This is a genomic window from Pseudomonas sp. PvP025, assembly GCF_017832155.1.
Classification (GTDB): domain Bacteria; phylum Pseudomonadota; class Gammaproteobacteria; order Pseudomonadales; family Pseudomonadaceae; genus Aquipseudomonas.
In genome coordinates this window covers 3,110,386-3,136,785 of the sequence record NZ_JAFIBJ010000001.1, presented here as the reverse complement: position 1 = coordinate 3,136,785, position 26,400 = coordinate 3,110,386, and the positions used below count along the sequence as shown (strand labels likewise).

The following is a 26,400-nucleotide window of genomic DNA, read 5'->3' as shown; positions in this document are numbered from 1 at the left end:
GCGCAATGCAGAATGAATACGCAGGAAGTGTGTGTGAGTGCGCGAAAGACTTTTGGTAACGAACGCGCTCTTGAACCTGAAAATTGTGGCCCCATATACCGGAACAGAAGCGCGAGTTGAGTTCGCGCATGATTTTGAAAGGAGAAATCTATGGCTGACGAACAGACGCAGGATACGCAAGCGCCAGACGCCAATTCGGCTGTCGGCGATGAACTGGCGACTCGTGTGCAAGTGCTCGAAGAGCAATTGGTCGCCGCGCAGGACCAGTCTCTGCGTGTTGCTGCCGATCTGCAGAACGTCCGCCGCCGCGCCGAGCAGGATGTGGAAAAGGCACATAAATTCGCGCTGGAAAAATTCGCCAATGATCTGCTGCCGATCATCGACAGCCTGGAGCGTGGGCTCGAATTGTCCAACCCGGACGACGAAAACATCCGCCCGATGCGCGAAGGTATTGAGCTGACCCTGAAAATGTTCCAGGACACCCTGAAGCGTTATCAACTGGAGGCGATCGATCCGCAAGGCGGCGAGCCGTTCAACGCCGAACATCACCAAGCCATGGCCATGCAGGAAAGCCATGACCTGGAGCCTAACAGTGTGTTGAAGGTGTTCCAGAAGGGTTACCAACTTAACGGTCGCTTGCTGCGCCCGGCAATGGTGGTGGTCAGCAAGGCACCGGCACCGGCTGCACCTTCTATTGATGAGCAGGCTTGAAATCCGCCGCAAGGCCCCCATTTATAAGTCAAGCGTTTAAGTGCTACCGCAGTTAGCCACCACTGCTGCGGCATCCAAATTCAAGTTTCGGGAGAGTAAATCATGGGCAAAATTATCGGTATCGACCTGGGGACCACCAACTCCTGCGTCTCCGTGCTGGAAAACGGCGTAGCTAAAGTTATCGAAAACGCCGAAGGCGCGCGTACCACGCCGTCGATCATCGCTTACGCCAACGATGGCGAAATTCTGGTGGGTCAGTCGGCCAAGCGTCAGGCTGTGACCAACCCGCACAACACCCTGTACGCGGTGAAGCGTCTGATCGGTCGAAAGTTCGACGAAGAAGTCGTGCAGAAAGACATCAAGATGGTCCCGTACAAAATCGCCAAGGCTGACAACGGTGACGCCTGGGTTGAAGTGAACGGCCAGAAAATGTCGCCGCCGCAAATCTCGGCTGAAATCTTGAAAAAGATGAAGAAGACTGCCGAAGATTACCTGGGCGAAACAGTCACCGAAGCGGTGATCACCGTTCCGGCCTACTTCAACGACAGCCAGCGTCAGGCGACCAAAGACGCCGGCCGCATCGCGGGCCTGGACGTTAAACGTATCATCAACGAGCCCACCGCAGCCGCTCTGGCTTACGGCATGGACAAGGCCAAGGGCGATCACACCGTGATCGTTTATGACCTGGGTGGCGGTACCTTCGACGTCTCCGTGATCGAGATCGCGGAAGTGGACGGCGAGCACCAGTTCGAAGTGTTGGCCACCAACGGCGACACCTTCCTGGGTGGTGAAGACTTTGACATTCGTCTGATCGACTACCTCGTTGACGAATTCAAGAAAGAAAGCGGCATGAACCTCAAAGGTGACCCGCTGGCCATGCAGCGCCTGAAAGAGGCGGCCGAGAAGGCCAAGATCGAACTGTCTTCCTCGCAGTCGACCGATGTGAACCTGCCTTACATCACTGCAGATGCTACCGGTCCAAAGCACTTGAACGTGAAAATCTCGCGCTCCAAGCTCGAAGCTCTGGTTGAAGACCTGGTTCAACGCACCATCGAACCTTGCCGCATTGCGCTGAAAGATTCCGGCATCGATGTGGGCGCGATCAACGACGTCATCCTCGTCGGCGGTCAGACCCGTATGCCACTGGTGCAGAAGCTGGTGACCGAGTTCTTCGGCAAGGAAGCACGTAAAGACGTGAACCCGGACGAAGCTGTTGCCATGGGTGCTGCCATCCAGGGCGCGGTATTGGCGGGTGACGTTAAAGACGTGTTGCTGCTGGACGTCAGCCCGCTGACCCTGGGTATCGAAACCATGGGCGGCGTGATGACCGCGCTGATCGAGAAAAACACCACGATTCCTACCAAGAAATCCCAGGTGTTCTCGACTGCCGATGACAACCAGGGCGCCGTGACCATTCACGTGCTGCAAGGTGAGCGTAAGCAGGCTGCGCAGAACAAGTCCCTGGGCAAGTTCGACCTGGCCGAGATTCCACCAGCACCACGCGGCGTGCCGCAAATCGAAGTGACCTTTGACATCGACGCCAACGGCATCCTGCACGTCGGCGCGAAAGACAAGGCCACCGGTAAAGAGCAGAAGATCACCATCAAGGCCAACTCCGGTCTGTCTGATGAAGAAATTCAACAGATGATTCGTGATGCTGAAACCAACGCTGAAGCGGACAAGAAGTTCGAAGAACTGGCCGGTGCCCGTAACCAGGGTGACGCGCTGGTTCACTCGACTCGCAAGATGATCGCTGACGCTGGCGACAAAGTGACCGCTGAAGAGAAGGCCGCGATCGAAGCTGCCGTGGTTGCCCTGGAAGCTGCCGTTAAAGGTGACGACAAGGCTGCCATCGAAGCGAAGGTCGAGGAACTGTCGAAAGTCTCCGCGCCGGTTGCTCAGAAAATGTACGCCGAACAAGGTCAGCCGGCCGAGGGTGCTGCGCAGCAGGCAGAGCCTGAAGCCAAGCACGATGACGTGGTTGATGCCGAGTTCGAAGAAGTCAAAGACCAGAAGTAACAGGTCGCCCGGTTGACCGCTTTCCAGCGGTGACTGGTAGGATGTCGCCGCGCGGGAGCTTGCTCCCGCGTTGGCGTGTCTGGGGTATGCAAATTTTTACAGCATGCGACAGCGTTCGGATGCTGGCGGTGTGATCGGGAATGCTCCTGCTTTCCGAGCAATAAATACCGCGCTTTTGGCCGGCTGCCTGGCTAAAAAGCAGTAATGACCAGGATCGTTGAATTGACGTGAGTTGGGTCCGGGCCTGTATTGGGGCTCAACGAGTTTGGCGGGGCTCAGGAGGGTCTGGCCGAACGTCCTTAAGAGTGCAAAGACTTATGGCAAAGCGTGACTATTACGAAGTGTTGGGCGTGGAGCGTGGCTCCAGCGAGGCGGACCTGAAAAAGGCCTACCGTCGCCTGGCGATGAAGCATCACCCGGACCGTAATCCGGACAGCAAAGAATCCGAAGAGATGTTCAAGGAGGCCAATGAGGCCTATGAATGTCTGTCTGACCCCAACAAGCGTGCAGCCTACGACCAGTATGGTCATGCAGGCGTCGACCCAAGCATGGGCGGCGGCGGTGCCGGCTTTGGCGGGCAGAATTTCTCCGATATTTTCGGTGATGTGTTCAGTGACTTCTTTGGCGGTGGCCGGGGTGGTCAGCGCGGTGGCGCCCAGCGTGGCAGCGACCTGCGCTACACCCTTGAGCTGAATCTTGAGGAGGCCGTGCGTGGTACCAGCGTCAATATTCGTGTGCCGACGCTGGTCAACTGCAAGCCGTGCGATGGTTCGGGTGCCAAGAAGGGCTCCTCGCCGATTACCTGCCCGACCTGTGGCGGCATTGGCCAGGTGCGCATGCAGCAGGGTTTCTTCTCGGTGCAGCAGACCTGCCCACGTTGCCATGGTCAGGGCAAGATCATTTCTGATCCGTGTGATTCCTGCCACGGCGAAGGGCGTGTCGAAGAGTACAAGACCCTTTCGGTGAAAGTACCGGCAGGTGTGGATACCGGTGACCGCATTCGTCTGTCGGGCGAAGGCGAGGCGGGTGCCCAGGGCGGGCCTACGGGCGACCTGTACGTGGTGATCAGTGTGCGCGAGCACTCGATCTTCCAACGCGATGGCAAGCACCTGTTCTGTGAAGTGCCGATCAGCTTTGTGGATGCGGCGTTGGGCGGCGAGTTGGAAATTCCGACGCTCGATGGTCGCGTGAAGCTCAAGATCCCGGAAGGCACCCAGACCGGCAAGCAGTTCCGTATTCGTGGCAAAGGCGTTGCGCCGGTGCGCGGTGGCGGTGCGGGCGACCTGATGTGCCGTGTTGCGGTAGAGACTCCGGTCAATCTGGGCCGCCGTCAACGTGAGCTGCTGGAGGAATTCCGCAGCTCGCTGGAAGGCGACGACTCCCACTCGCCCAAGACCACGGGCTTCTTCGATGGCGTGAAGCGCTTTTTCGGCGACCTGTAAGGAATGAGTATGCGACGTATAGCCGTGATGGGCGCTGCCGGGCGCATGGGCAAGACGTTGGTCGAAGCGGTGCAGCAGCGCTCGCCGGCGTCGGGGCTGACTGCAGCAATCGTTCGTCCGGGCAGTACGCTGATCGGTGCGGATGCCGGTGAGTTGGCCTCGCTGGGGCGCATCGGTGTGTCGCTGTCCGGCAATCTGGAGCAGGTGGCTGACGAGTTCGACGTACTGATCGACTTCACGCTGCCGGACGTGATGCTGAAAAACCTGGCGTTCTGCCGCAAGGCGGGCAAGGCCATGGTGATTGGCACCACGGGCCTCAGTGCCGAGCAGAAACAGCTCCTGGTGGAGGCGGGCAGGGATATTCCTGTGGTGTTCGCGGCCAATTTCAGCGTGGGCGTGAATCTTTCGCTCAAGTTGCTGGACCTGGCGGCGCGCGTGCTGGGAGATGAGGCGGATATCGAGATCATTGAAACCCATCACCGTCACAAGATCGATGCGCCATCGGGTACCGCGCTGCGCATGGGTGAGGCGATTGCCGATGCGCTAGGTCGTGATTTGTCGAAGGTCGCGGTCTACGGTCGGGAAGGTCATACCGGCGCGCGTGCGCGTGACACGATTGGTTTCGCTACCGTTCGTGGTGGAGATGTAGTGGGTGATCACACCGTGCTGTTCGCCACCGAAGGCGAGCGATTGGAGATCACCCACAAGGCCTCCAGCCGTATGACGTTTGCCAAGGGCGCGGTACGTGCTGCGCTGTGGCTTGAAAGTCGCGAGCCGGGCCTTTACGACATGCGCGATGTGCTGGACCTGCACTAGGCAGTCGTCAAAAAGGGGGCTCAGGACTATTCCTGGGCTCCGTTTTTACCCGCTAAGCGACGCCCTGTCGCATTCCTCTGCCTTCAAGGCTTATTAGCGGTGGACCAAAAAAGGCTTTTTCTGTAACCTACAGCTTTAGTGTGTTCACTAAAAGCGCGCAGAATAATTCAGTGAAGAAGCGGGGTGACGTGTCCATACGTCACTCCGCTTTTTTACAACCTGCGATCGCCCTTTCAGGCTTTATTTACGGGAGGTCTTCTTGACTAAGCCAGCCATACTCGCCCTTGCTGATGGCAGCATTTTTCGCGGCGAAGCCATTGGAGCCGACGGTCAGACCGTTGGAGAGGTAGTGTTTAACACTGCCATGACCGGCTATCAGGAAATCCTTACCGATCCTTCCTACGCCCAACAGATCGTTACCCTGACCTATCCGCACATCGGCAACACCGGTACCACGCCGGAAGATGTCGAGTCTGATCGTGTCTGGTCGGCTGGCCTGGTCATTCGTGACCTGCCGCTGGTAGCGAGCAACTGGCGTAACACGATGTCGCTGTCCGATTACCTGAAAGCCAACAATGTTGTGGCGATCGCCGGTATCGATACGCGCCGCCTCACGCGCATCCTGCGTGAAAAAGGCTCGCAGAACGGCTGTATCATGGTCGGTGACAATATTTCCGAAGAGGCGGCGATTGCCGCAGCCCAGGGCTTCCCAGGCCTCAAAGGCATGGACCTGGCTAAAGTCGTCAGCGTCAAAGAGAAGTACGAGTGGCGCTCCACGGTCTGGGACTTGAAGACCGACAGCCACGCGACCATCGATGCCGCCGAGCTGCCTTACCACGTGGTCGCTTATGACTACGGCGTGAAGTACAACATCCTGCGCATGCTGGTCGAGCGTGGCTGCCGCGTGACCGTGGTGCCGGCGCAAACCCCTGCCAGCGACGTACTGGCCCTGCAACCGGACGGCGTGTTCCTGTCCAACGGCCCGGGCGACCCCGAGCCTTGTGACTACGCGATCCAGGCCATCAAAGATGTGCTGGAGACCGAGATTCCGGTATTCGGCATCTGCCTGGGCCACCAGTTGCTGGCCCTGGCCTCCGGCGCCAAGACCCTGAAAATGGGGCATGGCCATCACGGGGCCAACCATCCGGTGCAAGACCTGGACACTGGCATTGTGATGATCACCAGCCAGAACCACGGTTTCGCGGTGGACGAAGCGACTTTGCCAAGCAACGTGCGCGCGATTCACAAGTCGCTGTTCGACGGTTCCCTGCAAGGCATCGAGCGCACCGACAAGAGCGCGTTCAGCTTCCAGGGCCACCCTGAAGCGAGCCCGGGCCCGAACGACGTAGCGCCGCTGTTCGACCGTTTCATCAATGAAATGGCCAAGCGACGCTGACTGAGCGGCCTGCGGGCGGCCCCGGTTTTCGGTGGCCCCCGCAGGCACTTCAAGATTGTTCAAGACGGCTTGCCGACTGACCTGCGGATTTGAGTGACAAACCCATGCCAAAACGTACAGACATAAAAAGCATCCTGATTCTCGGCGCCGGCCCGATCGTGATCGGCCAGGCCTGCGAATTCGACTACTCCGGCGCCCAGGCTTGTAAAGCCCTGCGTGAAGAGGGCTATCGCGTCATCCTGGTGAACTCCAACCCGGCCACCATCATGACCGACCCGGACATGGCCGACGCCACCTACATCGAGCCGATCAAATGGCAGACCGTTGCCAAGATCATCGAGAAAGAGCGTCCGGACGCCCTGCTGCCGACCATGGGTGGCCAGACCGCTCTGAACTGCGCCCTGGACCTGGAACGCGAAGGCGTTCTGGAGAAGTTCGGCGTGGAGATGATCGGTGCCAACGCCGACACCATCGACAAGGCTGAAGACCGTTCGCGTTTCGACAAGGCCATGAAGTCCATCGGTCTGGACTGCCCGCGCTCCGGTATCGCCCACAGCATGGAAGAGGCCAACGCGGTTCTCGAAAAGCTGGGCTTCCCGTGCATCATCCGTCCGTCGTTCACCATGGGCGGCACCGGTGGCGGTATTGCTTACAACCGCGAAGAGTTCGAAGAAATCTGCGCCCGTGGCCTGGACCTGTCGCCGACCAAAGAGCTGCTGATCGACGAATCCCTGATCGGCTGGAAAGAATACGAGATGGAAGTTGTCCGCGACAAAAAGGACAACTGCATCATTGTCTGCTCCATCGAAAACTTCGACCCGATGGGCGTGCACACCGGTGACTCGATCACCGTTGCTCCAGCGCAGACCCTGACGGACAAGGAATACCAGATCATGCGTAACGCCTCGTTGGCGGTATTGCGTGAGATCGGCGTTGAAACCGGCGGTTCCAACGTTCAGTTCGGCATCTGCCCGGACACCGGCCGCATGGTCGTGATCGAGATGAACCCGCGTGTATCGCGTTCATCGGCGCTGGCCTCGAAAGCGACCGGTTTCCCGATTGCGCGCATCGCTGCCAAATTGGCTATCGGTTACACCCTGGACGAGCTGCAAAACGAAATCACGGGCGGCGCCACGCCGGCGTCTTTCGAGCCATCCATCGACTACGTTGTGACCAAGCTGCCGCGCTTTGCTTTCGAGAAGTTCGCCAAGGCTGACGCGCGCCTGACCACCCAGATGAAATCCGTGGGTGAAGTCATGGCCATCGGCCGGACCTTCCAGGAATCCTTGCAGAAAGCCCTGCGTGGCCTGGAAGTTGGCGTTTGCGGTCTGGACGAGAAGCTCGACCTGAGCAACCCGGAAAGCATGAGCGTCCTCAAGCGTGAGTTGACCGTACCGGGTGCCGAGCGTATCTGGTATGTGGCCGATGCTTTCCGCGCGGGCATGACCGTCGAAGATATCTTCGGCATGAACATGATCGACCCATGGTTCCTGGTGCAGATCGAAGATCTGATCAAGGAAGAAGAGAAGGTCAAGACACTCGGTCTGTCGTCTATCGACCGCGACCTGATGTTCCGCCTCAAGCGCAAAGGCTTTTCCGACCAACGCCTGGCCAAGCTGCTGGGTGTGACCGAGAAAAACCTGCGCACCCATCGTCACAAGCTGGACATCTTCCCGGTCTACAAGCGCGTTGACACTTGCGCGGCCGAGTTCGCCACCGACACCGCGTACATGTACTCCACCTACGAGGAAGAGTGCGAAGCCGCGCCGTCGGGACGCGACAAGATCATGATCCTCGGTGGCGGCCCCAACCGTATCGGCCAGGGCATCGAGTTCGACTACTGCTGCGTACACGCCGCTCTCGCCCTGCGCGAAGACGGCTACGAGACCATCATGGTCAACTGCAACCCGGAAACTGTTTCCACCGACTACGACACCTCTGATCGCCTGTACTTCGAGCCGGTGACCCTGGAAGACGTGCTGGAAATCTGCCGTGTCGAGAAGCCAAAAGGCGTGATCGTCCAGTACGGCGGCCAAACCCCGCTGAAACTGGCGCGTGCCCTTGAAGCCGCCGGCGTGCCGATCATCGGCACCAGCCCGGACGCCATCGACCGTGCCGAAGACCGTGAGCGCTTCCAGCAAATGGTTGAGCGCCTGAACCTGCGTCAGCCGCCTAACGCCACCGTGCGCAGCGAAGACGAAGCCATCCGTGCTGCCAGCAAGATCGGTTACCCACTGGTGGTGCGTCCGTCCTACGTGCTGGGCGGTCGTGCGATGGAAATCGTCTACGAAGAAGAAGAACTCAAGCGTTACCTGCGTGACGCGGTGAAAGTGTCCAACGACAGCCCGGTGCTGCTCGACCACTTCCTCAACTGCGCCATCGAGATGGATGTGGATGCGGTGTGCGACGGCACTGACGTGGTAATCGGCGCAATCATGCAGCACATTGAACAGGCGGGCGTTCACTCCGGTGACTCCGCGTGCTCGCTGCCGCCGTACTCGCTGCCGGCGCACATCCAGGACGAGATGCGCGAACAGGTCAAGAAAATGGCTCTGGAGCTGGGTGTGGTCGGCCTGATGAACGTGCAGTTGGCGCTGCAGGGCGAAGACATCTACGTCATCGAAGTCAACCCGCGTGCTTCGCGTACCGTGCCGTTTGTTTCCAAGTGCATCGGTGTGTCCCTGGCCATGATCGCTGCCCGCGTGATGGCCGGTAAGACCCTGAAGGAAATCGGCTTCACCAAGGAAATCATTCCGAACTTCTACAGTGTGAAAGAGGCGGTGTTCCCCTTCGCCAAGTTCCCTGGCGTGGACCCGATCCTGGGCCCTGAGATGAAGTCCACCGGTGAAGTGATGGGTGTGGGTGATACGTTCGGTGAAGCTTTCGCCAAGGCCCAGATGGGCGCCAGCGAAGTGCTGCCGACCGGCGGGACTGCGTTCATCAGCGTGCGTGATGACGACAAGCCACTGGTTGCAGGGGTTGCCCGTGATCTGATCAACTTGGGCTTCGAAGTCGTGGCTACCGCCGGGACCGCCAAGCTGATCGAAGCTGCCGGCCTGAAAGTACGTCGCGTGAACAAGGTGACGGAAGGCCGTCCGCACGTGGTCGACATGATCAAGAACGACGAAGTCACGTTGATCATTAACACCACCGAAGGTCGCCAGTCGATCGCGGACTCCTACTCCATTCGTCGTAATGCCTTGCAGCACAAGATCTACTGCACCACCACCATTGCTGCTGGCGAAGCCATCTGCGAAGCGCTCAAGTTCGGTCCGGAAAAGACCGTGCGTCGCTTGCAGGATCTACACGCAGGATTGAAGGCATGACCAAATACCCAATGACCGTCCAGGGCTTCAAGGCCCTGGAAGAGGAGCACGCCCACCTGACCAAGGTCGTACGTCCAAAGCTGAGCCAGGACATCGGTACGGCCCGCGAGCTGGGTGACTTGAAGGAAAACGCCGAATATCATGCCGCTCGCGAACAGCAAGGCATGGTCGAGGCGCGTATTCGCGACATCGAAGGCCGGCTGCAGAATTCGGTGGTTATCGATGTGACGACGATTCCGAAGACCGGCAAGGTGATTTTCGGCACGACCGTGGAAATCGCCAACGTCGAGACTGATGAAAGCGTCGTCTACCACATCGTGGGCGAGGACGAAGCTGACTTCAAACTCGGCAAGATCTCCGTAGGTTCACCGCTGGCCCGTGCCTTGATTGCCAAGGAAGAGGGTGACGTGGTGGCCGTTAAGACGCCGGGTGGTGTGATCGAGTACGAGATTGTTGAAGTTCGTCACGTCTGAAAGACGGCGCCCGCTGCGTGCGGGCGCCATGCTTTGGCAATTGGCCCAGATGCTGTGGGTCGGTGGCCTGTGGTTGTTGCACATCGGCGTGTTGCCCGCGTTGGGCCTGATTGGCCTGGCGCCGATGCTGATCGATGAGATTGACGGATTATTGAGTGCGCTGCTGGTGGGTTTTGCAGCAGCGTGCGTGACGCTCCAGGCGCTGGTGCTGGTTACGGCTGAAGGCGCTGGGAGTTTGTTGCGGGATATTCGCGGACAACTGCTGTTGATGGCGCTGTATGCCTGCGCGATGTTTTGCGCGGTGCATATCTGGCTGCCGGAAGCGTTGCGCTGGCAGCTGTTCAGCTATCTTGTGTTAGGGTTTTCCGGCCTGGTGCTGGTGATGCAGCCGGCGCCGGGGTGGAGTGGCGGGGCGCGCGAAGCACGCCCGTGACCCTTTTCGTTACTTGAAGCGATGAACGTTCGACAGTTGCTTGTTGACGCTGAAGTTCTTGCGGTACAGCAGCGCCATCTTGCCGATGACCTGGACCAGGTCTGCCTTGCCGACCTTGCACAGTTCTGCAATGGCCGCCAGGCGCGCTTCACGGTCAAGGATGTTGACCTTGATCTTGATCAGTTCGTGATCGCCCAATGCGCGTTCAAGTTCGGCTAAAACACCTTCAGTCAAACCGTTGTCAGCCACAATCAAAACTGGTTTCAGATGGTGGCCAATGGATTTGTACTGTTTCTTCTGCTCTTGAGTGAGCGGCATAATCTGACCCCTGCGTCTGATCTTGTAAAAAGCGGCGGCCAGTTTACCCGAGCGAGTCCGGGACCGCCCAGTTAATCACGACCCGTTTTATTTTCGAGGTGGCCCGTGGCCCGTTCCAAAACTAGCCTTAAGTGGCTGCAAGAGCATTTCAACGATCCTTACGTCAAAAAGGCGCAGAAGGACGGCTACCGTTCCCGGGCCAGCTACAAACTGCTGGAGATCCAGGACAAGGACAAACTGATTCGTCCAGGCATGAGCGTCATCGACCTGGGTGCGGCACCGGGTGGTTGGTCCCAGGTGACCAGTCGTCTGATTGGTGGGCAAGGCCGGTTGATCGCTTCCGACATCCTTGAGATGGACAGCATCCCCGATGTGACCTTTGTGCACGGCGACTTCACCCAGGATTCTGTCCTGGCCGAGATTCTGGAAGCCGTGGGAAATTCTCAGGTGGACCTTGTGATTTCCGACATGGCCCCCAATATGAGTGGGTTACCGGCTGTCGATATGCCGCGCGCCATGTTCCTCTGTGAACTGGCGCTGGATCTGGCGGGTCGGGTGTTGCGCCCTGGTGGTGATTTTCTGGTGAAGGTCTTCCAGGGCGAAGGTTTTGACGAGTACCACAAGAACATCCGCAAGCTGTTCGACAAGGTTCAGACACGCAAGCCAGACTCTTCCCGGGACAGATCCCGTGAACAGTACCTGCTGTGCCGCGGGTTCCGCGGGGTAGAAGGTGCGGCAAGCGAGGAGCGATTCTGATGTGTTCGAGCAGGGCGATAGGTTTTTTTAAATCGCTTTCGTAATGAAGCTTTACGAATATTGTGTAGTCAAAGTTTCACAAAGGGTTACAGACGGCGTCTGCAAGAGTTGTAGGTAATGTAGTAAGTTAGGCCGGTGAATATCATGCGAAGCGCGCGCCAGCAGCGGAGCTTGCTTCAGAGGGTAGTTAATTGAACGATATGGCAAAGAATCTGATCCTGTGGTTGATCATTGCGGCTGTCCTGGTGACGGTGATGAACAACTTCTCCAGCCCTAACGAGCCGCAGACCCTCAACTATTCCGACTTCATCCAGCAGGTCAAGGATGGCAAGGTCGAGCGCGTAGCGGTTGATGGCTACGTGATTACCGGTAAGCGCAGCGATGGCGACAGCTTCAAGACCATCCGTCCGGCAATCCAGGACAACGGTCTGATCGGCGATCTGGTGGATAACCACGTGGTCGTTGAGGGCAAGCAGCCTGAGCAGCAGAGCATCTGGACCCAACTCCTGGTCGCGAGCTTCCCGATCCTGGTGATCATTGCCGTGTTCATGTTCTTCATGCGCCAGATGCAAGGTGGCGCCGGGGGCAAGGGCGGGCCGATGAGCTTCGGCAAGAGCAAGGCGCGTCTGCTTTCTGAAGATCAGGTGAAGACCACATTGGCGGACGTCGCGGGTTGCGACGAGGCAAAGGAAGAAGTAGGCGAGCTGGTTGAGTTCCTGCGCGATCCTGGCAAGTTCCAGCGCCTTGGCGGCCGTATTCCTCGCGGCGTGCTGATGGTCGGTCCTCCGGGTACTGGTAAAACCTTGCTGGCCAAGGCGATTGCCGGTGAAGCCAAGGTGCCTTTCTTCACGATTTCCGGTTCCGACTTTGTCGAGATGTTTGTCGGCGTCGGCGCCAGCCGTGTTCGTGACATGTTCGAACAGGCCAAGAAACACGCGCCATGCATCATCTTCATCGATGAAATCGACGCTGTGGGTCGCCATCGTGGTGCCGGCATGGGCGGCGGTCATGATGAGCGCGAGCAGACCCTCAACCAGTTGCTGGTCGAGATGGACGGTTTTGAGATGAATGACGGCATCATCGTGATTGCCGCGACCAACCGTCCGGACGTGCTGGACCCCGCGTTGCTGCGTCCAGGCCGTTTCGACCGTCAGGTTGTGGTTGGTTTGCCGGATATCCGTGGTCGTGAACAGATCCTGAAAGTACACATGCGCAAAGTCCCAATGGGCGACGATGTGGCCCCGGGCGTGATTGCCCGTGGTACCCCAGGCTTCTCCGGTGCCGACCTGGCCAACCTGGTCAACGAGGCTTCGCTGTTTGCGGCCCGCACCGGCAAGCGCATTGTGGAAATGAAAGAGTTCGAGCTGGCCAAGGACAAGATCATGATGGGCGCCGAGCGCAAATCCATGGTCATGTCCGAGAAAGAGAAGCAGAACACTGCTTACCACGAGGCGGGTCACGCCATCGTTGGTCGTGTTGTGCCTGAGCATGACCCGGTCTACAAGGTTTCGATCATTCCTCGCGGCCGTGCCCTGGGTGTGACCATGTTCCTGCCGGAAGAGGATCGTTACAGCCTTTCCAAGCGTGCGTTGATCAGCCAGATCTGCTCGCTGTATGGCGGTCGAATCGCTGAGGAGATGACCCTGGGCTTCGATGGGGTCACCACCGGCGCCTCCAACGACATCATGCGCGCCAGCCAGATTGCGCGGAACATGGTGACCAAGTGGGGCTTGTCGGAAAAACTGGGCCCATTGATGTATGCCGAGGAAGAAGGCGAAGTGTTCCTGGGTCGTGGCGGTGGTGGTCAAAGCGCAAGCTTCTCCGGTGAAACAGCCAAGCTGATCGACTCCGAAGTGCGCAGTATCATTGACCAGTGCTACGGCACGGCCAAGCAGATCCTGACTGACAATCGCGACAAGCTGGACGCCATGGCTGACGCGCTGATGAAGTACGAGACCATCGATGCCGATCAGATAGACGACATCATGGCCGGTCGTGCGCCGCGCGAGCCGCGCGACTGGGAAGGTGGTTCGGGTACTTCGGGCACTCCGCCTGTGGTTCAGAACGAACGCCCTGAAGCCCCGATTGGCGGTCCTGCAGCTGACCACTAAGGTTTGAAATGACTTCTGCGTTGTCCTCCACCCGGTTGCCTTGCGGCAATCGGGTTCTTGATTTGGCCCATACACATGTCATGGGCATTCTCAATGTAACCCCCGATTCTTTCTCCGATGGTGGCCGCTTTAGCCAACGGGATGCCGCTTTGCGTCATGCCGAGGCCATGGTGTCTGCTGGCGCGACCTTGATTGATGTGGGGGGCGAGTCGACCCGGCCTGGCGCGCGCGTGGTCTCTCCGCTGGAGGAGCTGGAGCGCGTAGCGCCAATTGTCGAGTGCATCGCCCGCGAGCTGGACGTGATCATTTCGGTCGATACTTCGACGCCCGCTGTAATGCGCGAAACCGCGCGGCTGGGTGCCGGCCTGATCAATGATGTGCGTGCGCTGAGGCGTGATGGCGCGCTGGATGCCGCTGCGGCGACCGGTCTGCCGGTCTGTCTGATGCATATGCTGGGCGAGCCCGGCAATATGCAGGACAATCCCCATTACGATGACCTGGTGGGCGAGGTGAGTGGTTTTCTCGCTGGGCGCATGGCGCAGTGTGCCGCAGCAGGCATTGCGCCGGAGAGGGTCATTCTTGATCCGGGTTTTGGCTTCGCCAAGACTCTGCAACACAATTTAAGCCTGTTCAAACACATGGAAGCCCTGCATGCCCTTGGTCGACCGTTGCTGGTCGGCGTTTCCCGCAAAAGCATGATAGGGCTGGCCTTGAATCGCCCGGTAGGTGAGCGTTTGTATGGCGGCCTCGCGTTGGCCGCGCTTGCCGTAGGCAAGGGTGCGCGCATTCTGCGTGTGCACGATGTTGCCGAGACTGTTGATGTGGTGCGCATGATTGCCGCTGTAGAATCAGCTGAATAAGAATGATGGAGCACTTATGACTAAAAAATACTTTGGCACCGACGGTATCCGTGGTCGGGTCGGCGAATTTCCAATTACCCCTGATTTCATGCTCAAGCTGGGTTGGGCGGCAGGCATGGCGTTCCGCAGCATGGGCGCGTGCCGCATCCTGGTAGGCAAGGACACACGCATTTCAGGCTACATGTTCGAATCCGCCCTGGAGGCCGGCTTGTCGGCCGCCGGTGCCGACGTTATGTTGCTGGGCCCAATGCCCACGCCTGCGATTGCTTACCTGACGCGTACCTTTCACGCTGAAGCCGGTATCGTGATCAGTGCGTCGCATAACCCGCATGATGACAATGGCATCAAATTTTTCTCGGGGCAGGGCACCAAGTTGCCGGACGAGATCGAATTGATGATCGAAGAGTTGCTGGACGCGCCGATGACGGTGGTTGAATCCAGCAAGTTGGGCAAGGTGTCGCGGATCAACGACGCGTCCGGCCGCTATATCGAATTCTGCAAAAGCAGTGTGCCCACCAGTACCAGTTTTGCCGGGTTGAAGATTGTGGTTGATTGCGCCCATGGTGCCACCTACAAGGTCGCGCCAAGCGTATTCAAGGAGTTGGGTGCCGACGTGACCGTGCTGTCGGCCCAGCCCAACGGCTTGAACATCAACGACAACTGCGGTTCCACCCATATGGAGCAATTGCAGGCGGCTGTACTCGCCGAGCATGCCGATCTGGGTATTGCCTTCGACGGTGACGGTGACCGCGTGCTGATGGTGGATCACACAGGCGCCGTGGTAGATGGCGATGACCTGCTGTTCATCATCGCGCGCGACCTGCATGAGCGTAACAAGCTGCAAGGTGGCGTCGTCGGTACATTGATGAGCAACCTGGGGCTTGAGTTGGCGCTGGCAGATCTGGGTATTCCGTTCATCCGCGCCAACGTTGGCGACCGTTACGTCATTGCCGAGCTGCTCGAGCGTAACTGGTTGGTAGGCGGAGAGAACTCAGGGCACGTCGTGTGTTTCCAGCACACCACCACGGGCGATGCAATTATTGCCGCATTGCAGGTGCTGCTGGCTCTGCGTCGTCGCAAGGAAAGCCTTGCCCAGGCGCGTCAGGCCCTGCGCAAGTGTCCACAAGTGTTGCTCAATGTGCGTTTTGCCGGTGGTGAAAATCCAATCGAGCATCCGGCTGTCAAAGAGGCCTGCGAGCGCGTGACGCTGGCGATGGAAGGGCGTGGGCGCGTGTTGCTGCGCAAGTCTGGCACAGAGCCTCTGGTGCGCGTCATGGTCGAAGGTGAAGACGAAACACAGGTTCGCGGCCATGCCGAAGACCTGGCAAAACTGGTAACTGAAGTTTGCGCCTGAATTCGGCTTGCCAGTGATGGTGTGGTTGGGTAACATCTGCGCCCACTTTGACCGACGGGGTACAGCATGCGTCGCACGATGGTAGCTGGTAACTGGAAGATGCACGGTACCCGCGCCAGTGTCGCTGAGCTGATCGACGGCCTTCGTGAGTTGGCCCTGCCTGGCGGTGTCGATGTCGCAGTTTTCCCGCCTTTGTTGCATGTCAGCCAAGTGGTTGATGGCTTGAAAGGTACGTCGATTCAGGTCGGCGCGCAGAACTCTGCGGTGGAGCCCGGCCAAGGCGCGTTGACGGGTGAGGTTGCGCCTAGTCAGCTGGTCGATGCGGGTTGCACCCATGTACTGGTTGGGCACTCGGAACGTCGCCAGTTGATGGGCGAAAGTGATCAGATGCTCAATCGCAAGTTCGCAGCGGCGCAGGCCAGTGGCTTGATTCCAGTGTTGTGCGTAGGGGAGACCCTTGAGCAGCGTGAATCGGGCAAGACGATCGAGGTTGTCTCGCGTCAGCTGGACAGCATCATCGATGAGCTGGGTGTTGATGCGTTTGCAAGCGCGGTCATTGCTTACGAGCCGGTCTGGGCCATTGGCACCGGACTGACTGCTACACCGCAACAGGCGCAGGATGTGCACGCAGCCATTCGTGCGCAGTTGGCGGAAAAGAATTCTGAAGTCGCACAAGGTGTGCGTCTTCTATACGGCGGCAGCGTGAAGGCGGCCAATGCGGTCGAACTGTTCGGCATGCCGGATATCGATGGGGGGCTCATTGGTGGAGCTTCCCTGAATGCAGATGAGTTCGGTGCGATCTGTCGCGCCGCGGGAAACTGAAAAAATGCTGGAAACAGTCGTAGTCGTTTTTCATCTGTTGGCTGCCTTGGGCGTAGTTGCCCTGGTTTTGCTGCAACAGGGCAAAGGTGCGGATGCTGGTGCGTCTTTCGGTGCAGGTGCTTCAAATACTGTGTTCGGAAGCCAAGGTTCCTCTACCTTTCTTAGTAAGTTTACTGCTATACTCGCCGCCGGTTTCTTCATAACCAGCTTGGGGTTAGGTTACTTTGCTAAAGAGAAAGCTCATGTGCTGACTCAAGCAGGCTTGCCAAACCCGGCAGTGTTGGAAGTACCAAAGGCGAAACCGGCTTCTGATGATGTCCCGGTGCTTCAAGAGCAAAAGTCGGCTACTCCAGCGACTGACGTACCTCCAGCTCAAGAGCAAAAGTAAGAAGGGTTGTAAACGCTGTATTGCCGAGGTGGTGGAATTGGTAGACACGCAACCTTGAGGTGGTTGTGCCCATAGGGTGTAGGGGTTCGAGTCCCCTTCTCGGTACCAATTATCAGGAGAGCCCGCTGTTGCGGGCTTTCTTGTAGGTGGAAGGTTACATTGACCCTGTAAGGGATCGGTCGTATACTTCCGCCCCAGCTTTGTCGCGGGGTGGAGCAGTCTGGTAGCTCGTCGGGCTCATAACCCGAAGGTCGTCGGTTCAAATCCGGCCCCCGCAACCAGTTTTAGCGGAGCCCCTTTTAAGGGGCTTTTTGTTAGCTGGACACTTTCAACGCCGCTGTTCGACGGCGTTTCAAGGATGGGCGTTTCGCCCATTTTTTTATTTTGCACAGCATGCACATACATGCACGAGGGGGTTCAGGTGTCGAGCAAGCTAGAAGAGTTGCAGGCCTTGCTGGCCCCGGTGGTCGTGGCCCTGGGCTATGAATGCTGGGGTATTGAGTTCTCGGCTCAAGGTCGCCACTCAATGTTGCGCGTTTATATCGATAAAGAGGGCGGCGTGCTGGTGGACGATTGTGCCATTGTCAGCCGTCAGATCAGCGGTGTGCTGGATGTTGAAGATCCGATTTCCGTTGAATACACCCTCGAAGTTTCCTCGCCAGGCATGGAACGCCCACTGTTCACTATTGATCAGTTTGCAAAATTTGCCGGTGAACAAGTGAAGATCAAGCTGCGCTCCCCGTTCGAAGGGCGACGCAACTTTCAGGGCCTTCTGCGCGGTGTAGAAGAACAGGATGTCGTGGTGCAGGTAGAAGACCATGAGTTCCTGTTGCCGATCGATATGATCGACAAGGCCAACATTATTCCCAGTTTTGACTGAGACGCGGATCCCGCGGATCCAATGGCTTGCGAAAGGCGAGGCGTACGATGAGCAAAGAAGTACTGCTGGTTGTTGAGTCGGTATCCAATGAAAAGGGTGTACCGGCAAACGTGATTTTTGAAGCGCTGGAGCTGGCCCTGGCCACCGCTACCAAAAAGCGTTTTGAGGACGAAGTTGATCTGCGTGTGGAAATCAACCGCCACACCGGTGCCTATGAGACGTTCCGTCGCTGGACAGTCGTCGAAGAAGCCGATCTTGATGATCCGGCCATCGAAACCTGGCCGAGCAAGGTTGCCGAAACGCATCCCGGTTCCAATGTAGGCGATGTCGTCGAAGAAAAGATCGAATCGATCGAGTTCGGCCGTATCGCAGCACAGACCGCTAAACAGGTCATCGTGCAGAAGGTTCGCGAAGCCGAGCGCGCTCAAGTCGTTGACGCCTATCGCGAGCGCCTGGGTGAAATCATCTCCGGCACCGTCAAAAAAGTTACCCGCGACAACGTGATCGTTGACCTGGGCAACAACGCTGAAGCGTTGCTGGCCCGTGAAGACATCATTTCTCGTGAAACCTTCCGTGTGGGTGTGCGCTTGCGTGCACTGCTCAAGGAAATCCGCACCGAGAACCGCGGCCCTCAGTTGATCCTGTCGCGTACCGCGCCGGAAATGCTGATCGAGCTGTTCCGTATTGAAGTGCCGGAAATCGCCGAAGGCCTGATCGAAGTCATGGCAGCATCCCGCGACCCGGGTTCGCGCGCCAAGATCGCGGTCCGCTCCAAGGACAAACGCATCGACCCGCAGGGCGCTTGCATCGGTATGCGCGGTTCGCGTGTCCAGGCAGTGTCGGGTGAGTTGGGCGGTGAGCGTGTTGATATCGTGCTGTGGGACGATAACCCGGCTCAGTTCGTGATCAACGCCATGTCGCCGGCTGAAGTGGCGGCAATTATCGTCGACGAGGATGCCCATGCAATGGACATCGCCGTTGGCGCAGACAATCTGGCTCAGGCCATTGGTCGTGGTGGGCAGAACGTGCGTCTGGCCAGCCAACTGACTGGTTGGACCCTGAACGTGATGACCGAATCGGACATCCAGGCTAAGCAGCAAGCTGAAACCGGTGACATCCTGCGAAACTTTATCGAAGAGCTGGAAGTCGATGAAGATCTGGCGCAGGTGCTGGTAGATGAAGGCTTCACCAGCCTGGAAGAGATTGCCTACGTACCGTTGGAAGAAATGCTCAACATCGACGGCTTTGACGAAGACACCGTCAACGAGCTTCGCGCTCGGGCCAAGGATCGTTTGTTGACTAAAGCCATCGCTACTGAGGAAAAGCTGGCAGACGCCCATCCGGCCGAAGACCTGCTCTCGCTTGAGGGTATGGACAAGGATTTGGCGATGGAACTGGCGGTGCGCGGCGTAATTACCCGCGAAGACCTGGCCGAGCAGTCTATTGACGATCTGCTCGACATCGACGGCATTGACGAAGATCGTGCCGGCAAGTTGATCATGGCCGCCCGAGCCCATTGGTTCGAGTAATTAGGCGCGGCCTGAGGAGAGAAGTGCATGACGCAAGTCACGGTGAAACAACTGGCCGATGAGGTCAAAACACCGGTAGAGCGCCTGTTGCAGCAGATGCGTGAGGCAGGTCTGCCGCACACCGCCGCCGACGAAGGTGTGAGCGATAGTGAGAAGCAGTCTTTGCTGACTCACTTGAAGAGCAGCCACAAGGCGAAAGTGGAAGAACCGCGCAAGATTACATTGCAGCGCAAAACCACCAGCACCCTGCGTGTTGCGGGTAGCAAGAGCATCAGCGTTGAAGTACGCAAGAAGAAAGTCTTCGTACAGCGCAGCCCGGAAGAAATCGAAGCCGAGCGCAAACGCGATCTGGAAGAACGTCGCGCAGTAGAAAATGCTGCACGTCAGAAGGCTGAAGAAGAAGCCAAGCGTCGCGCCGAAGAAGAAGCGCGTCGCCAGCCTGCGGCTGCGCAACCTGCTGCCACTGACGCGGTTGCTGCGCCTGTTGAAGCTGTGCGTGAGGCCGCTCCGGTTGCCGCTGCACCTGCTCCGGCAGCCGACGCCCGTAAGCGCGACGAACCTCGTCGCCCGGACAAGCCACGCGCCGACGACAACAATCGTCGCAGCGGCGGTGGCGATGGCGAGCGCAAAAACGCTCCGCATCGTGCTTCGGTCAAAGAGAAAGCGCCTGCGCCACGCGTTGCCCCACGTACTACCGACGAAGAAAGCGATGGCTTCCGTCGTGGTGGTCGCGGCAAGGCCAAGCTGAAGAAGCGCAATGCCCACGGTTTCCAGAGCCCAACCGGCCCTGTCGTGCGTGATGTGCAGATCGGCGAGACCATCACTGTTGGCGACCTCGCCAATCAGATGTCGGTCAAGGCGGCTGAAATCATCAAGTTCATGTTCAAACTGGGCACCCCGGCCACCATCAACCAGGTGCTTGATCAGGAAACTGCTCAGCTCGTGGCTGAGGAGTTGGGCCACAAAGTGACCCTGGTCAGCGACACGGCCCTGGAAGATTCCCTGGCTGAGTCCCTGAAGTTTGAAGGTGAGACGTTCTCCCGTGCACCCGTTGTGACCGTAATGGGTCACGTGGACCACGGTAAGACTTCCCTGCTCGACTATATCCGTCGTGCCAAGGTAGCTGCTGGCGAAGCCGGCGGTATTACCCAGCACATCGGTGCGTACCACGTTGAAACCGAACGCGGCATGGTCACCTTCCTCGACACCCCAGGTCACGCCGCGTTTACCGCAATGCGTGCCCGTGGTGCCAAGGCGACTGACATCGTGATTCTGGTCGTTGCAGCGGACGACGGCGTGATGCCGCAGACCATTGAAGCGGTCCAGCACGCCAAGGCTGCCGGTGTTCCACTGGTTGTTGCAGTGAACAAGATCGACAAGCCGGGCGCCGATCTCGATCGCATCCGTAGCGAACTGTCGGTTCACGGTGTGACTTCTGAAGAGTGGGGCGGTGATACGCCGTTCGTTTCGGTTTCGGCGAAAGTCGGTACTGGTGTGGACGAACTGCTCGAAGCGGTCCTGCTGCAAGCTGAAGTACTCGAACTGAAAGCAACTCCATCGGCCCCAGGTCGTGGTGTTGTGGTTGAATCGCGTCTCGACAAGGGGCGTGGCCCGGTTGCGACCGTTCTGGTTCAAGACGGTACCCTGCGCCAAGGCGACATGGTACTGGTCGGTTCGAACTATGGCCGTGTACGTGCCATGCTCGACGAGAACGGTAAGCCCATCAAGGAAGCCGGTCCTTCCATCCCTGTCGAGATCCTCGGCCTGGACGGTACCCCGGACGCTGGCGACGAAATGAGCGTGCTGTCGGACGAGAAGAAAGCCCGTGAAGTGGCTCTGTTCCGTCAAGGCAAGTTCCGCGAAGTCAAACTGGCCCGTGCCCACGCCGGCAAGCTGGAAAACATCTTCGAAAACATGGGCCAGGCAGAGAAGAAGACGCTTAACATCGTTCTCAAATCTGACGTTCGTGGTTCCCTCGAAGCGTTGAACGGCGCCTTGAATGGCCTGGGTAACGACGAAGTGCAAGTGCGCGTTGTCGGTGGCGGTGTCGGTGGTATCACCGAGTCCGACGCCAACCTGGCACTGGCTTCCAACGCTGTACTGTTCGGCTTCAACGTGCGTGCCGATGCCGGCGCTCGCAAGATCGTCGAGCAGGAAGGCCTGGACATGCGTTACTACAACGTCATCTACGACATCATCGAAGACGTCAAGAAAGCCCTTACCGGCATGCTTGGCAGCGATGTTCGGGAGAACATCCTGGGTATCGCCGAGGTGCGTGACGTGTTCCGCTCGCCGAAATTCGGCGCGATCGCCGGTTGCATGGTTATCGAAGGTGTTGTGCACCGTAACCGTCCAATCCGTGTACTGCGTGAAGACATCGTTATCTTCGAAGGCGAGCTGGAATCCCTGCGCCGCTTCAAGGATGACGCTTCCGAAGTGCGTGCTGGCATGGAATGCGGTATCGGCGTCAAGAGCTACAACGACGTCAAGCCTGGCGACAAGATCGAAGTCTACGAGAAGGTTCAGGTTGCTCGCAGCCTCTAACTCGCGTACTTCAAGGGCCGCGCGGCGCTCCGGCATGCAAATGCCGGGCGCCGTGTCCGGACTCTAAACGCAACGCCCGGTCTGGCTTTTGTCAGGCCGGGCGTTTGCCGCTTTCAGACCCCACGGGTTTCACCGTGTGGCAGTAACAGGTAACAAGACATGGCAAAAGAATACAGCCGTACCCAGCGTATCGGCGATCAGATGCAGCGCGAGCTGGCTCAATTGATCCGTCGCGAAGTCAAAGACCCGCGTGTCGGCCTGGTCACCATTACCGCCGTTGAAGTGAGCCGTGACGTGGGTCACGCCAAGATCTTCATCACCGTGATGGGTCAGGACAGCAGCGAAGAAATCGCGCAAAGCATCAAGGTACTCAACGCGGCGGCAGGTTTCCTGCGCATGCAGTTGGCCCGTGAAATGAAGCTGCGCAGTGTTCCCCAGTTGCACTTCCACTACGACGAAAGCGTCGTGCGTGGCGCGCACCTGTCGGCATTGATCGAGCGCGCGGTGGCAGAAGACAGTCAGCACCCGTCCACACCTGAAGACGCCAAGGAGTAAGCGGTGGCTCAGGTCAAACGTATCCGTCGCAACGTCAGCGGCATCATTCTGCTCGACAAGCCCATTGGCTTTACTTCCAATGCCGCGTTGCAGAAGGTTCGCTGGCTGCTCAATGCCGAAAAGGCCGGGCACACCGGCAGCCTCGACCCCCTGGCCACCGGCGTGTTGCCGTTGTGCTTCGGCGAGGCCACCAAATTCTCGCAATACCTGCTCGACTCCGACAAGGGGTACGAAACCCTGATGCAATTGGGCAAGACCACTACCACGGCCGACGCCGAAGGTGATGTTCTGCAGGTGCGTGATGTGACCGTTGGTCGTGCTGATATCGAGGCGGTTTTACCCGGTTTTCGTGGGCAAATCAGCCAGATACCGCCGATGTACTCGGCCCTCAAGCGTGATGGTCAGCCTCTTTACAAGCTGGCACGTGCGGGCGAAGTAGTGGAGCGCGAACCGCGTTCTGTTACTATTGCGCGCTTGGAATTGCTCGCCTGTGAAGGCGACACCGCGCGCCTGGCCGTGGACTGCAGCAAAGGCACCTATATCCGTACCCTCGTGGAAGATATTGGTGAACAGCTTGGTTGCGGTGCGTACGTGGCAGAACTGCGACGCACCCAGGCGGGTCCCTTCAGCCTGGCTCAGACGGTCACGCTGGAAGAGTTGGAAGCGGTTCACGCCGAAGGCGGCAACGAAGCGGTTGATCGCTTCCTGATGCCATCGGACAGCGGTTTGCTCGATTGGCCATTGCTGCACTTCTCGGAGCACAGCGCGTTCTACTGGCTCAACGGCCAGCCGGTACGTGCCCCGGATGCCCCGAAGTTCGGCATGGTACGGGTACAGGATCATAACGGTCGTTTCATCGGAATCGGTGAAGTGAGCGAAGACGGGCGCATAGCGCCGCGTCGACTGATTCGGTCAGAATGACCGAACGAGGGTGGCTGTTAATAGGCACGGTCACTTCTCATTTTTAGATACAGGGATTTGTCCCTGGCCTATTGAGATCACCCTTTGGGTGGTTTCCTGAAAAAAGGATTGCCTCATGGCTCTCGACGTTCAAGAAAAAGCACAAATCGTAGCTGACTATCAGCAAGCTGTTGGTGACACTGGTTCGCCAGAAGTGCAAGTTGCACTGCTGACCCACAACATCAACAAGCTGCAAGGTCACTTCAAGGCCAACGGTAAAGACCACCACTCCCGTCGTGGTCTGATCCGCATGGTAAACCAGCGCCGTAAGCTGCTGGACTACCTGAAAGGCAAGGATCTGGGTCGTTATCAGGCTCTGATCGGTCGCCTGGGTCTGCGTCGCTAACAAGCGATTGCGCTAGAGGTTGGTTGTCTGCCGTGTGTCAGTGGGATTCCCGCTGGCCCATGGCAGGCTCCCAGCCTCAAGTTTTATCTGGATACACGTTTTACCCTGGACAGGCGTTGGGCCGATTCCCGACATTGCCCAAGAATTTCGCAAGAAGACAAGTTCCCCAAGAGCCACAAAGAAGGTAGGACACCGTGAACCCGGTTATCAAAAAATTCCAGTTCGGTCAGTCGACCGTTACCCTCGAGACAGGCCGTATCGCCCGTCAAGCCTCCGGCGCAGTGCTGGTTACCGTTGATGACGACGTTACCGTACTGGTGACCGTTGTTGGCGCCAAGACCGCTGACCCAAGCAAAGGCTTCTTCCCTCTTTCCGTTCACTACCAGGAAAAGACTTACGCTGCCGGTAAGATCCCTGGTGGTTTCTTCAAGCGTGAAGGCCGTCCTTCCGAAAAAGAAACCCTGACTTCCCGACTGATCGACCGTCCGATCCGTCCGCTGTTCCCCGAAGGCTTCATGAACGAAGTGCAGGTTGTCTGCACCGTCGTTTCCACCAGCAAGAAGACCGATCCGGACATCGCTGCGATGATCGGTACCTCGGCTGCCCTGGCTATCTCGGGCATTCCGTTCGACGGCCCGATCGGCGCCGCCCGCGTTGCTTTCCACGAAAGCACCGGCTACCTGCTCAACCCGACTTACGAGCAGCAGAAAGCGTCGAGCCTGGACATGGTCGTTGCCGGTACGTCCGAAGCCGTATTGATGGTTGAATCGGAAGCCAAAGAGCTGACCGAAGACCAGATGCTGGGCGCGGTACTGTTTGCTCACGACGAATTCCAGGCTGTCATCAAGGCTGTCACCGAACTGGCCGCCGAAGCTGCCAAACCGACCTGGACCTGGGCTGCTGCTCCGGAAGCCACCGAATTGCTGGGCGCTATCCGCTCGGAGTTCGGCGACGCGATCTCCCAGGCCTACGCCATCACCGTCAAGGCCGACCGTTACGCTCGCCTGGGCGAGCTGAAGGACCAGGTTGTTGCCAAGCTCTCCGGTGAGGAAGGCCAGCCTTCGTCCAGCGAAGTTAAAGCCGCCTTCGGCGAAATCGAATACCGCACCGTTCGCGAAAACATCGTTAACGGCAAGCCACGTATCGACGGCCGTGACACCCGCACCGTACGCCCGCTGAACATCGAAGTCGGCGTGCTGCCGAAGACTCACGGTTCGGCCCTGTTCACCCGTGGTGAAACTCAGGCGCTGGTAGTCGCGACGCTGGGTACTGCCCGTGACGCACAGCTGCTGGACACCCTGGAAGGCGAGAAAAAAGACCCGTTCATGCTGCACTACAACTTCCCGCCGTTCTCGGTCGGTGAGTGCGGTCGCATGGGTGGCGCTGGTCGTCGCGAAATCGGCCACGGCCGTCTGGCCCGTCGTTCGATCGCTGCGATGCTGCCGGCCGCCGACGTGTTCCCGTACACCATCCGTGTTGTATCGGAAATCACCGAGTCCAACGGTTCCAGCTCCATGGCATCCGTCTGCGGTGCTTCCCTGGCGCTGATGGACGCCGGTGTGCCGATGAAGGCACCGGTTGCCGGTATCGCCATGGGCCTGGTTAAAGAAGGCGAGAAGTTCGCCATCCTGACCGACATCCTGGGTGACGAAGACCACTTGGGCGACATGGACTTCAAGGTAGCCGGTACCGCCAAAGGTGTGACCGCGCTGCAGATGGACATCAAGATCAAGGGCATCACCGAAGAGATCATGGAAATCGCCCTGGGCCAAGCCCTGGAAGCGCGCCTGAACATCCTCGGCCAGATGAACCAGATCATTGGTCAGTCGCGCACCGAGCTGTCGGAAAATGCTCCGACCATGATCGCGATGAAAATCGACACCGACAAAATCCGTGACGTCATCGGTAAAGGCGGCGCGACCATTCGTGCGATCTGTGAGGAGACCAAGGCTTCGATCGACATCGAAGACGACGGTTCGATCAAGATCTTCGGCGAATCCAAGGAAGCGGCTGAGGCTGCGCGTCAGCGCGTTCTGGGCATCACTGCCGAAGCCGAGATCGGCAAGATCTATGTCGGCAAGGTTGAGCGCATCGTCGACTTCGGCGCATTCGTCAACATCCTGCCGGGCAAAGACGGTCTGGTTCACATCTCCATGCTCAGCGATGCTCGCGTAGAGAAAGTGACCGATATTCTGAAAGAAGGCCAGGAAGTGGAAGTGCTGGTATTGGACGTGGACAACCGCGGCCGTATCAAGCTGTCCATCAAGGACGTTGCAGCAGCCAAGGCCTCGGGCGTTTAATCACCCCCAGGTTTCACGCTGAAAAGGGACTCTTCGGAGTCCTTTTTTTATGGGCGCACGA

At 58.3% G+C, this 26,400-nt stretch carries 22 protein-coding genes and 2 tRNA genes; 23 read left to right on the top strand and 1 reads right to left on the bottom strand.

Annotated features, from left to right (window positions below):
- Window positions 1–150 precede the first annotated feature (150 nt).
- The 8 genes from grpE (at window position 151) to JOE32_RS13305 (ending at window position 10,616) form a co-directional block, all read left to right on the top strand.
- Entirely contained in the window at window positions 151–711 is a 561-nt protein-coding gene (gene grpE / locus JOE32_RS13340) for a nucleotide exchange factor GrpE (RefSeq protein ID WP_003235061.1), read from the top strand.
- 102 nt (window positions 712–813) lie between these two features.
- Complete coding sequence (gene dnaK / locus JOE32_RS13335; protein WP_003235059.1) at window positions 814–2,730, top strand: molecular chaperone DnaK; 1,917 nt, start codon at window positions 814–816, stop codon at window positions 2,728–2,730.
- 317 nt (window positions 2,731–3,047) lie between these two features.
- A complete protein-coding gene (gene dnaJ, locus JOE32_RS13330) occupies window positions 3,048–4,172 on the top strand; it encodes a molecular chaperone DnaJ (protein WP_003235057.1) in 1,125 nt (374 codons plus the stop codon).
- Between the two features lie 9 nt (window positions 4,173–4,181).
- Complete coding sequence (dapB, locus tag JOE32_RS13325) at window positions 4,182–4,988, top strand: 4-hydroxy-tetrahydrodipicolinate reductase (RefSeq protein ID WP_209984936.1); 807 nt, start codon at window positions 4,182–4,184, stop codon at window positions 4,986–4,988.
- A gap of 259 nt (window positions 4,989–5,247) precedes the next feature.
- Window positions 5,248–6,384 carry a glutamine-hydrolyzing carbamoyl-phosphate synthase small subunit gene (gene carA / locus JOE32_RS13320; protein WP_003235052.1) on the top strand — a complete coding sequence of 379 codons (1,137 nt, stop codon included), beginning with the start codon at window positions 5,248–5,250 and terminating at the stop codon, window positions 6,382–6,384.
- Between the two features lie 104 nt (window positions 6,385–6,488).
- A complete protein-coding gene (carB, locus tag JOE32_RS13315) occupies window positions 6,489–9,710 on the top strand; it encodes a carbamoyl-phosphate synthase large subunit (protein WP_209984933.1) in 3,222 nt (1,073 codons plus the stop codon).
- Entirely contained in the window at window positions 9,707–10,183 is a 477-nt protein-coding gene (gene greA, locus JOE32_RS13310) for a transcription elongation factor GreA (RefSeq protein WP_003235048.1), read from the top strand. The genes carB and greA overlap by 4 nt, the downstream gene beginning before the upstream one ends.
- Window positions 10,184–10,211: 28 nt before the next feature.
- Window positions 10,212–10,616 (top strand): MFS transporter, encoded by a 405-nt coding sequence (locus tag JOE32_RS13305; protein WP_209984916.1) that lies wholly within the window; start codon window positions 10,212–10,214, stop codon window positions 10,614–10,616.
- Between the two features lie 9 nt (window positions 10,617–10,625).
- Here the strand turns inward: JOE32_RS13305 and JOE32_RS13300 are convergent, their stop codons facing one another.
- The gene (locus JOE32_RS13300) at window positions 10,626–10,934 is read right to left on the bottom strand and encodes a YhbY family RNA-binding protein (RefSeq protein ID WP_017139256.1); all 309 of its coding nucleotides are present in this window, start codon (window positions 10,932–10,934) and stop codon (window positions 10,626–10,628) included.
- Between the two features lie 105 nt (window positions 10,935–11,039).
- On the opposite strand from JOE32_RS13300, the gene rlmE reads away from it, so the two are divergent.
- The 15 genes from rlmE (at window position 11,040) to pnp (ending at window position 26,339) form a co-directional block, all read left to right on the top strand.
- Window positions 11,040–11,690 (top strand): 23S rRNA (uridine(2552)-2'-O)-methyltransferase RlmE, encoded by a 651-nt coding sequence (gene rlmE, locus JOE32_RS13295; protein ID WP_003235041.1) that lies wholly within the window; start codon window positions 11,040–11,042, stop codon window positions 11,688–11,690.
- A gap of 200 nt (window positions 11,691–11,890) precedes the next feature.
- Window positions 11,891–13,801 (top strand): ATP-dependent zinc metalloprotease FtsH, encoded by a 1,911-nt coding sequence (gene ftsH, locus JOE32_RS13290; RefSeq protein WP_209984913.1) that lies wholly within the window; start codon window positions 11,891–11,893, stop codon window positions 13,799–13,801.
- A gap of 8 nt (window positions 13,802–13,809) precedes the next feature.
- On the top strand, window positions 13,810–14,661 hold the full coding sequence (folP, locus tag JOE32_RS13285) for a dihydropteroate synthase (protein WP_209984910.1): 852 nt from the start codon (window positions 13,810–13,812) through the stop codon (window positions 14,659–14,661).
- A gap of 16 nt (window positions 14,662–14,677) precedes the next feature.
- Window positions 14,678–16,015, top strand: coding sequence for a phosphoglucosamine mutase (gene glmM, locus JOE32_RS13280; protein ID WP_003235035.1), 1,338 nt, complete (start codon window positions 14,678–14,680; stop codon window positions 16,013–16,015).
- A 66-nt stretch (window positions 16,016–16,081) separates the two neighbouring features.
- On the top strand, window positions 16,082–16,837 hold the full coding sequence (tpiA, locus tag JOE32_RS13275; RefSeq protein ID WP_209984908.1) for a triose-phosphate isomerase: 756 nt from the start codon (window positions 16,082–16,084) through the stop codon (window positions 16,835–16,837).
- A 4-nt stretch (window positions 16,838–16,841) separates the two neighbouring features.
- Window positions 16,842–17,225 carry a preprotein translocase subunit SecG gene (secG, locus tag JOE32_RS13270; protein ID WP_003235031.1) on the top strand — a complete coding sequence of 128 codons (384 nt, stop codon included), beginning with the start codon at window positions 16,842–16,844 and terminating at the stop codon, window positions 17,223–17,225.
- Window positions 17,226–17,247: 22 nt separating this feature from the next.
- Window positions 17,248–17,333: transfer RNA gene (locus tag JOE32_RS13265), tRNA-Leu, on the top strand.
- Window positions 17,334–17,429: 96 nt separating this feature from the next.
- Window positions 17,430–17,506, top strand: a tRNA-Met gene (locus JOE32_RS13260).
- A 140-nt stretch (window positions 17,507–17,646) separates the two neighbouring features.
- On the top strand, window positions 17,647–18,105 hold the full coding sequence (gene rimP / locus JOE32_RS13255; protein WP_003235029.1) for a ribosome maturation factor RimP: 459 nt from the start codon (window positions 17,647–17,649) through the stop codon (window positions 18,103–18,105).
- A gap of 47 nt (window positions 18,106–18,152) precedes the next feature.
- On the top strand, window positions 18,153–19,634 hold the full coding sequence (gene nusA, locus JOE32_RS13250) for a transcription termination factor NusA (protein ID WP_003235027.1): 1,482 nt from the start codon (window positions 18,153–18,155) through the stop codon (window positions 19,632–19,634).
- A 27-nt stretch (window positions 19,635–19,661) separates the two neighbouring features.
- Window positions 19,662–22,178, top strand: coding sequence for a translation initiation factor IF-2 (gene infB, locus JOE32_RS13245; protein WP_209984906.1), 2,517 nt, complete (start codon window positions 19,662–19,664; stop codon window positions 22,176–22,178).
- 159 nt (window positions 22,179–22,337) lie between these two features.
- A complete protein-coding gene (gene rbfA, locus JOE32_RS13240; protein ID WP_057725021.1) occupies window positions 22,338–22,733 on the top strand; it encodes a 30S ribosome-binding factor RbfA in 396 nt (131 codons plus the stop codon).
- Window positions 22,734–22,736: 3 nt separating this feature from the next.
- Window positions 22,737–23,654 carry a tRNA pseudouridine(55) synthase TruB gene (truB, locus tag JOE32_RS13235; RefSeq protein ID WP_209984904.1) on the top strand — a complete coding sequence of 306 codons (918 nt, stop codon included), beginning with the start codon at window positions 22,737–22,739 and terminating at the stop codon, window positions 23,652–23,654.
- 115 nt (window positions 23,655–23,769) lie between these two features.
- On the top strand, window positions 23,770–24,039 hold the full coding sequence (rpsO, locus tag JOE32_RS13230) for a 30S ribosomal protein S15 (protein ID WP_003176135.1): 270 nt from the start codon (window positions 23,770–23,772) through the stop codon (window positions 24,037–24,039).
- Between the two features lie 194 nt (window positions 24,040–24,233).
- On the top strand, window positions 24,234–26,339 hold the full coding sequence (gene pnp, locus JOE32_RS13225; protein ID WP_057008738.1) for a polyribonucleotide nucleotidyltransferase: 2,106 nt from the start codon (window positions 24,234–24,236) through the stop codon (window positions 26,337–26,339).
- Window positions 26,340–26,400 lie beyond the last annotated feature (61 nt).

Bases quoted from the DNA above. Each gene is read 5' to 3' on its own strand.
- grpE (WP_003235061.1), top strand. From the start codon at position 151: ATGGCTGACGAACAGACGCAGGATACGCAAGCGCCAGACGCCAATTCG.
- dnaK (WP_003235059.1), top strand. From the start codon at position 814: ATGGGCAAAATTATCGGTATCGACCTGGGGACCACCAACTCCTGCGTC.
- dnaJ (WP_003235057.1), top strand. From the start codon at position 3,048: ATGGCAAAGCGTGACTATTACGAAGTGTTGGGCGTGGAGCGTGGCTCC.
- dapB (WP_209984936.1), top strand. From the start codon at position 4,182: ATGCGACGTATAGCCGTGATGGGCGCTGCCGGGCGCATGGGCAAGACG.
- carB (WP_209984933.1), top strand. From the start codon at position 6,489: ATGCCAAAACGTACAGACATAAAAAGCATCCTGATTCTCGGCGCCGGC.
- greA (WP_003235048.1), top strand. From the start codon at position 9,707: ATGACCAAATACCCAATGACCGTCCAGGGCTTCAAGGCCCTGGAAGAG.
- JOE32_RS13305 (WP_209984916.1), top strand. From the start codon at position 10,212: ATGCTTTGGCAATTGGCCCAGATGCTGTGGGTCGGTGGCCTGTGGTTG.
- JOE32_RS13300 (WP_017139256.1), bottom strand. From the start codon at position 10,934: ATGCCGCTCACTCAAGAGCAGAAGAAACAGTACAAATCCATTGGCCAC.
- ftsH (WP_209984913.1), top strand. From the start codon at position 11,891: ATGGCAAAGAATCTGATCCTGTGGTTGATCATTGCGGCTGTCCTGGTG.
- folP (WP_209984910.1), top strand. From the start codon at position 13,810: ATGACTTCTGCGTTGTCCTCCACCCGGTTGCCTTGCGGCAATCGGGTT.
- glmM (WP_003235035.1), top strand. From the start codon at position 14,678: ATGACTAAAAAATACTTTGGCACCGACGGTATCCGTGGTCGGGTCGGC.
- tpiA (WP_209984908.1), top strand. From the start codon at position 16,082: ATGCGTCGCACGATGGTAGCTGGTAACTGGAAGATGCACGGTACCCGC.
- secG (WP_003235031.1), top strand. From the start codon at position 16,842: ATGCTGGAAACAGTCGTAGTCGTTTTTCATCTGTTGGCTGCCTTGGGC.
- nusA (WP_003235027.1), top strand. From the start codon at position 18,153: ATGAGCAAAGAAGTACTGCTGGTTGTTGAGTCGGTATCCAATGAAAAG.
- infB (WP_209984906.1), top strand. From the start codon at position 19,662: ATGACGCAAGTCACGGTGAAACAACTGGCCGATGAGGTCAAAACACCG.
- rbfA (WP_057725021.1), top strand. From the start codon at position 22,338: ATGGCAAAAGAATACAGCCGTACCCAGCGTATCGGCGATCAGATGCAG.
- rpsO (WP_003176135.1), top strand. From the start codon at position 23,770: ATGGCTCTCGACGTTCAAGAAAAAGCACAAATCGTAGCTGACTATCAG.